At 46.3% G+C, this 6536-nt stretch carries 8 protein-coding genes; 3 read left to right on the top strand and 5 right to left on the bottom strand.

Annotation, left to right across the window (positions count from 1 at the left end):
* Positions 1-13 precede the first annotated feature (13 nt).
* The 4 genes from H6G92_RS37815 to H6G92_RS37800 all read right to left on the bottom strand — a co-directional run bounded on the left by H6G92_RS37815 (position 14) and on the right by H6G92_RS37800 (position 2358).
* The gene (locus H6G92_RS37815) at positions 14-772 is read right to left on the bottom strand and encodes a hypothetical protein (RefSeq protein WP_242059513.1); all 759 of its coding nucleotides are present in this window, start codon (positions 770-772) and stop codon (positions 14-16) included.
* A gap of 94 nt (positions 773-866) precedes the next feature.
* Complete coding sequence (locus H6G92_RS37810; protein ID WP_242059512.1) at positions 867-1169, bottom strand: hypothetical protein; 303 nt, start codon at positions 1167-1169, stop codon at positions 867-869.
* Between the two features lie 272 nt (positions 1170-1441).
* Complete coding sequence (locus tag H6G92_RS37805) at positions 1442-2137, bottom strand: hypothetical protein (RefSeq protein WP_242059511.1); 696 nt, start codon at positions 2135-2137, stop codon at positions 1442-1444.
* A gap of 59 nt (positions 2138-2196) precedes the next feature.
* Positions 2197-2358 (bottom strand): hypothetical protein, encoded by a 162-nt coding sequence (locus H6G92_RS37800; protein ID WP_190901875.1) that lies wholly within the window; start codon positions 2356-2358, stop codon positions 2197-2199.
* Between the two features lie 193 nt (positions 2359-2551).
* Here H6G92_RS37800 and H6G92_RS37795 point away from each other — a divergent pair, with 193 nt between their 5' ends.
* The 3 genes from H6G92_RS37795 to H6G92_RS37785 all read left to right on the top strand — a co-directional run bounded on the left by H6G92_RS37795 (position 2552) and on the right by H6G92_RS37785 (position 6041).
* Positions 2552-2806, top strand: coding sequence for a helix-turn-helix domain-containing protein (locus H6G92_RS37795; RefSeq protein WP_012413141.1), 255 nt, complete (start codon positions 2552-2554; stop codon positions 2804-2806).
* A 315-nt stretch (positions 2807-3121) separates the two neighbouring features.
* Positions 3122-4720 carry a hypothetical protein gene (locus H6G92_RS37790; protein ID WP_190901873.1) on the top strand — a complete coding sequence of 533 codons (1599 nt, stop codon included), beginning with the start codon at positions 3122-3124 and terminating at the stop codon, positions 4718-4720.
* Positions 4721-4823: 103 nt separating this feature from the next.
* Positions 4824-6041 (top strand): hypothetical protein, encoded by a 1218-nt coding sequence (locus tag H6G92_RS37785; protein WP_190901871.1) that lies wholly within the window; start codon positions 4824-4826, stop codon positions 6039-6041.
* Here H6G92_RS37785 and H6G92_RS37780 read toward each other — a convergent pair.
* The coding region (locus tag H6G92_RS37780; RefSeq protein ID WP_313890065.1) for a hypothetical protein at positions 5952-6536 on the bottom strand (585 nt) is incomplete at its 5' end. The two genes, H6G92_RS37785 and H6G92_RS37780, sit on opposite strands and share 90 nt — an antisense overlap.

The raw sequence follows: 6536 nt of genomic DNA, 5'->3' as shown, positions 1-6536 counted from the left end.
TTGTAATGTCTAATTACTTCCGTTTCCCTTGCGGCATTGCTGTCTGATTCTGTCCTTGCAGAGATAGCCGTGCCTCAGTCTCCGAAACTGGGGGTAATGCTGGTGCAGTGACAGCATTACTAGCCCAGCGCTCGTAAGTTTCATTCGTTACCCAGTGAAGTGTTGCCCCAGATTCCGCACCAGAGCGAATCATCTCGGCGGCTTCGAGCGCATCCTTTTCAAAATCAGACTGTGGGTTGCGATACGACCACTGAATAAACCAGTACGTTCCCAGCGTCCCTTCCACTTTCTGAAACTCCGCGCAGAAAATGTAGTTTTTCAGTACGCTAGCGATCGCCTGATAACAGAACTCTTTTGGATCTCCCGGCATCCCCTCTTCGCACCACTGCTGGAAAGCGCGATGGGCGAAGTGATTGTACAATCCAGCAAAATTGTCTTTACTGCGGCGGTGGATTAAAAAACTAAGCAACATCGAAGCTGGCCCCTTGAACTGGTCTTTGAGTCCGCCTCCTACCGGAATCACCCACAGTTCAGTGAATGGTTCGTTGGTAAAGTTTTCGTTAATAGTCAAGGCACGGTCAGGGCGTGAGATTGCGATTGCAAAATCAGCCTTGTTACCTTTGAGATATCCTCCGGCTTGTGCTTCTAGAATCGTCAGTTTTGGAGGACAATCAAGAAGAAATTGCCCATACTCTTTAGCGCAATTCGCTTGCAGTTTAGGTTGGCTGGGTGGAATGAGAAAGACGCTGTTGTTGATTTTGATGGTTTCCATAATTGCGTTGTTGTTGCTAAAAATTGCGTTGATACTGGATAGTGTTCGACTTAGCTATTTATGACAATGCCAGGAATTGCTTTTAATTCGTTAGTCAGAATGCTCTGGATTTTCCAGCTACTTCCATGAAATCGTCTAGCCCGACTGTTGCATCCAACGCTTGGGCGTATCGAAGAGAATCCACTCCATTAGACCAGTGGGTAATATGCTGAAATATCACCCCAATCATTGAGTGAGCCTTGTATACTCGATAATTCCTGGGGCAAGCTCCATTGACATACACGAGCTTGTATCCAGTGATTTCCATGACCTCTGCGTTGGGGTCGGTTGGAGGCAGGAGAATTCTCTCTCTTGGATCATCCGATTGGGCTACTTGAAGAGAAAATGGGCTAATCATATTCTGTGTGCCATGATGATTTCGATTGTCTAAATTTCGGTTGAGCGGCGATTGCATAACTCTATGGCTGCAATCGCCTTTCTCACTTCCAGTACTAGGGATTTCTTACACCTCTGCATTCGCATCTACTGGAGAAAGCAGAATTTTTTGTTGGCAGTCATCTAGTTGAAGGGAGAAGTTACAAGCTGTACTTTGTGCCATGATTCTGTTCATTGGCCAAGAGGCGATTGCTTCTGTCTTGGGGAAGCAATCGCCCTTTTTCACTTCAGCAACTAAGCCGCTACTGTCGCTCGGACTCCTAAGGAGGCAATCACTTGTTCTGCGCTAGGAGCCACGCGATTGAGTCCGTACTGTCTGGGTCTTGCGTACCAACCCTCTTCATCCCAACCAACGAAGCCAACTAACTTGCCCTGGCGATAGACTTTCGTACTGAATACTAGATAATCAATCTCTCCGTGATACAAACCAAAAAGAGTGCAAGCTTTTTTCAACTCGGACTCCAGTCGTCGATTCCGTTCCCGTGGTGTTTCCGGTAGCGTCGCTTTGACTTCTGCAACTCTTGTAGCGAACCAGTCCCTATCAAACGGTAGCCGTCCGCCTTCCACAAACTGCACCCATACGGTGATTCCGCCTTCGATCCAGATTGTACGCACTGATTCGGGTTCCACTTGGATAATCTCACCAATGATACGGCGATCTCTGCTGGTGAGAGGATCTTGGGTTGGTGCTACAGCTTCGACTTGGGATTCGAGGTGGCTGTAAAGTTCTGCTTGGGCTGTCGCTTGCTCATCAATAGAAGAACTAGGAATTTCTTGCTGTGTATGTGTTGTATAAGGCATAATAGAGTTCCTTGATAAAAGGGTAAAAAGCGATCGCAAACTTTCCAGGGTTGGGCGATCGCTTTTGTTACGTATGCAAACGACGTTGTGGTTTAGCACAACGCTCTCAAAAAGATTTGGCGTAGCCATATATTTGTGGCTCAAAGCCAGTGGCACTTGAGCGATACCAAAACAGGAGATACAGCGTATCAGGCGACGTGTACGACTTCAAAGGCTTCAACTGCCGTCCGTCGTCCTGCCAGTAATTTCTTATTCAGTGCAAATCCATTTCCGACTGTGTACCCCTCGCCTTCTCTGGTTGTGCCAGTGCCTCGGTTACTCATCAAGCCGTCACTCTGGATTGCTGTCAAAGTTCAGATAGTGCAAACCCTTTATTGCGTCCGGGTGCAGGCAGTTTGCTTTCCCTTGCCCTCATACCTTATAGCATAGCTTAATAAGTTGTACTTGTAAAGTCTCACTGAACAAGCAAAACTGAATAAGTAAAGCTTGAAAACGGAGGAAAGAAGCGCTATGATTTGCTTACATTAATGGAGAAGTGAAGTTATGAACTTAATGCAAGTTACTTTGTCGGTTGATTTGCCTGGTCTAGGCACTCGGATTAGAGAGATTAGAGAGTCCAAGGGTCTATCCCCAACTTGGGTAGCAGCTCAAGCTGGTATGAGTGTTGGGAACCTCTATCGTATAGAAACAGAAGATGCAAAGTCTTTACCGCGTGAAACTTTGCGTAAGCTTTCTGATGCCCTTGGTGTAAATTTTGATGCCGAGGTTAAAGCTGCTTTAGTGCAAGAGATGGAATAAATTTTCTACTAATGATGCGGTTAGCATAAAGCAAACGTTATTGCCTCATTAGTATACAAATTTAGTAACTGTATTTTTTGCAACTAACAATCGGAGTAACTACTGGAATTATCTTTAGATAAATAGCACAACAACTAAAAGCGATCGCCCACCGTCCAAAGTTAGCGATCGCCCGTTCAATTCATTCACGACAAAGTGAACTAACTATAATGCTGACACATTTTTGGAAAAACCCTCCAAATCAGCTGCTCTTGTTCACTTTGGTTAAACTGCAACGCTTCAATTTTTAAGCATTTACCATAGTGGGCAAGAAAAATGCTGACACTAGACTCTGAACAAACAACAGCCCTCGATTACAGCAACCTTAACATCAGCATCAAGGAAACCTTTACCGCCATCGACCGATTTGAATGGCAAGCGGTAGATGAAATCCTTCAGATGAGGGAACAGCAGCTTTACTTGCAAGCTGGATATAAAAACTTTGAAGAATACTGCCAGCGTGAATTATACGCCTGGGGTGGATACCGACGAATCAACCAACTGCTAGGAGCCAAAAAGGTCATAGACGTAGTTGGCGAGTTGGGGGGACACATCAAAAACGAGCGTCAAGCCCGTCCACTGCTGCGGCTAGTCAAGGAACCAGAGAAACTAAAACAAGCTGTAGCGATCGCTCTGAAAGATAACCCGTCTCCTGGTGAATCAGACTTTGCTGCTGCTGCCCAAAAAGTGGTTCCTCAACTTCCACGCAAAAAACATATTGTTCAGGAACCAATGGTTCCCAAAATTGAAGAACCAGTGGTTCCTCAAAAAGCTATTGTCACAGTTTCACAACAGTCCCATTCCAGATATGGAGATTCGGGAGTGATTGAGGCAGACGCACCAAATCGCTGGCAGCAGATCGTCACTTTTGCTGATGGTGAGAGGCTGCTGATCAACAATGCTGATTTAGATGCCGCCAGTGTTCCATTCCCCAGAGAGCGGAACTATCCACCAGAATATACCTCAGCGATCGCTCAAATTAAAGAGCAACATCAGCAAGAGTTAGAGCGCCTAGAGCAAGAACTGAGGATTGGCTTGCAAACAGAAGCCACAGCCAGAGCCGAAGAACAAGTAAGTAAGCAAATCCAATGTCTGCAAAACCTGTACAAGCAGCAGAAAGAGCAAAATATTCAGTTGCAGCAGCGCCTAGACGAAATGGAATCACTACGGCAGTTGGAGACTGAGAACCAACAGCTTAGGCAGCGTATTCAGGATTTGGAAAATGCGGTTCAACAGCGCCCTTCTCAAGAATGGGGAAATACTATGAGCCAACAGGCGACTAAAGCGTTGAACAAGCAAGTTAAACAAGCCCTGGAGAAAACCATTGATCTGCGATCGCTAGCTATTGAACCACCCAAGGAAAATGCCCAAGAATGTCTACGGTTGATGGGTATGGCGTTGAAGAATCTCGCCAGTGCTATGAACAACACCCAAGCGCTTGAAGCTGCGGCAATTATTTTAGGCAGCGACCCGACACCATCTGCGATCGCATATCGAGCCGAACAACTGGAAATGTTGCCCCAGGCAGTTAGCGACATTAGGGCAGTGCTAACTAAACCGGGGTGTAGCTGGGAGGAGTTTTGGAATATTGCCCAAGAGTACGAGGTTATTAAATCAGACTATTGGGCAGAACTTTCCACCCAAGAAACTGATTTTATTACTGCTCTCCAGAACGCATCCTCTCAACCGGACACAATTGGCGTTGGCTCTATCGTTGCTCACGCTGACCCATATCGCACTTTGTATGTGGAACGAGGCGAAGTAGTAGAAGACTTGGGCGAAGAGTTGGTAGTGGCTTGGGATTGCTGGAAAGAGCGCTCAAAGAAGACTGAGAGGTACTTTCGAGATGAGTTGCGATTCTGGCAACCTCAATAGGGTTTCAGTGTATCAGTGACTTTTTAGACAGACAAATATCAACCTAAACCCTGCATCACAGTGGGGGAAATTTCCGTGCGTCAATATAATAGGAGATTGTAGAATGACTGCAACTATTACAAGACCCAAACCCAAAAAGGCTGCCACTAAACCACAGTCACCGTATAAGCGGCTTCATGTGATTATTCCGATTACAGATATGCTGTGGGCTTCGCAGCAAAAGCCATCAGTTACGCAATTGTGGCAGGAGTGCTGGACGGCTGACCCCTATGGTTCTCGGTGGATGCCTTTATCTACGGCCTTGGGCTACAGCAGTTTTATCTCTGCAAAGAAAATTCTAGCTGAAAGTGGGCTGTTCATTTTCAAACCCGACAAATCCATACAAGATGGGCGTGAGACTGTGGGCTGGATGGTGCGGAATTTGCATGGCAGTCGGATGAAGGAATTTTGGGAGAAAGCCAATTCAGAAAATGAGGAAGTAAATTCTACAAAACAAGAATCAAATGCTGAGATTTCAGACAAAGATGCTGGCTGTGAAGACATGGGTGCTTTAAATCAAGCATCTATTTTAGGTCAAAGTGATTCAGAGCAAGGGTTCCAGGAAACCTCACGAACTGCTCAGGAACAGTTCACGAACTCTTCAAAAGAGTTCGTGAACTGTGTCTCTGACACGCTAAATGAGATTTTGCAAGTTGAGGAGACGGCTCACGCGCCCTTGGGGGGCGCTTCGCCTCAGATTGTTGAAAGCGTGTCAGAGAATGATATTGACTTGCCTGTGGCAATGGACTGTACTACGCTGGCGCTTGTGGATGATGCACCGAGTAATCCCACTTCGTTGTTTGAAAACCAGGACTGTGGTGTTGAGCCGAAAGACTGTCGTGAAGGTACTTTTTCCGCCGCGCCCGTTGCAGAAAATGAAAAATCTCTAAATTCAGCGATCGCAGATCAAACACAGGGGCAAGTAGAACAGGGTCAATCTGCTTCATTGCCGGGAGAAAACCAAGTATCTCGTGATGAAGACAAAGCAAATCATGAAGGCACTTGTTCCGCCGCACCTGTGCCAAATGCTGAAAAATGGTCGCATGAGGCTATTGTAGCAAGGGCAAATGCGCGACCGGAGCGGATGCAGAAACTTAAAGTAGCAGCGAATTCGGGGGAGAATCCGGGGTTTGACTTCCTCCAAAAATGCTGGAATGATGATCCGACCTTACAGATCGTGATCAAAAAACTATTAGCGAAGTTTCCGCAGTGGGGGATTGCTTGTGTTGATGGCATAATCTGCGACTCGCTCCCATCCCCACTTATAAGCAGTGTCAACTAGAATTTCTTTCCCATTTCGGAACTTGATAAATTCCTGCCCGTGGTCGTAAAATATGTCTGCAACCAGTTGATTACGCTCGTCGTAACCCCACTTATCCACTGCTGCCCTCCACCAGCGCTTTCCGGGGGATAGCAACTGTTCAAGTTCTAAATACTCCGACTTCCAATACTTGGTGCGCCATTGATTTGCCAGTGCGTCGATTAGTATCGCAGTCGGGTAGATCGGCTTTAGGTTTTCTTCGAGCCAGAGCATATAAACGATTGCGCTCCTGAAAGCATCTTCTAAACAATAGCTTGATGCTTCTAGAGTGTCTTGGAGTTGCTCGTCACTGAAATTTACACCGAGCGATCGCAGGGCTGGAGCGTACATGTTGCGGCTCGCAATTATAAATGCTCTGGCTCGCAAACAAGGTAATTTCTGGCTCACATTATTTGCAAATAGAAAAGCACTTTGGCTCAGATTAATTGCAACTAGGCTCAAGTGAACTGCAAATGG

This window comes from Nostoc foliaceum FACHB-393, from assembly GCF_014698505.1.
Classification (GTDB): domain Bacteria; phylum Cyanobacteriota; class Cyanobacteriia; order Cyanobacteriales; family Nostocaceae; genus Nostoc; species Nostoc foliaceum_A.
The sequence above is the reverse complement of the archived record's forward strand: the minus strand, read 5'-3'. Positions and strand labels throughout refer to the sequence as shown.

Excerpts from the sequence above, each read along its gene's own strand:
- H6G92_RS37815 (WP_242059513.1), bottom strand. The coding sequence starts at position 772 with ATGGAAACCATCAAAATCAACAACAGCGTCTTTCTCATTCCACCCAGC.
- H6G92_RS37810 (WP_242059512.1), bottom strand. The coding sequence starts at position 1,169 with ATGATTAGCCCATTTTCTCTTCAAGTAGCCCAATCGGATGATCCAAGA.
- H6G92_RS37805 (WP_242059511.1), bottom strand. The coding sequence starts at position 2,137 with ATGGCTACGCCAAATCTTTTTGAGAGCGTTGTGCTAAACCACAACGTC.
- H6G92_RS37795 (WP_012413141.1), top strand. The coding sequence starts at position 2,552 with ATGAACTTAATGCAAGTTACTTTGTCGGTTGATTTGCCTGGTCTAGGC.
- H6G92_RS37790 (WP_190901873.1), top strand. The coding sequence starts at position 3,122 with ATGCTGACACTAGACTCTGAACAAACAACAGCCCTCGATTACAGCAAC.
- H6G92_RS37785 (WP_190901871.1), top strand. The coding sequence starts at position 4,824 with ATGACTGCAACTATTACAAGACCCAAACCCAAAAAGGCTGCCACTAAA.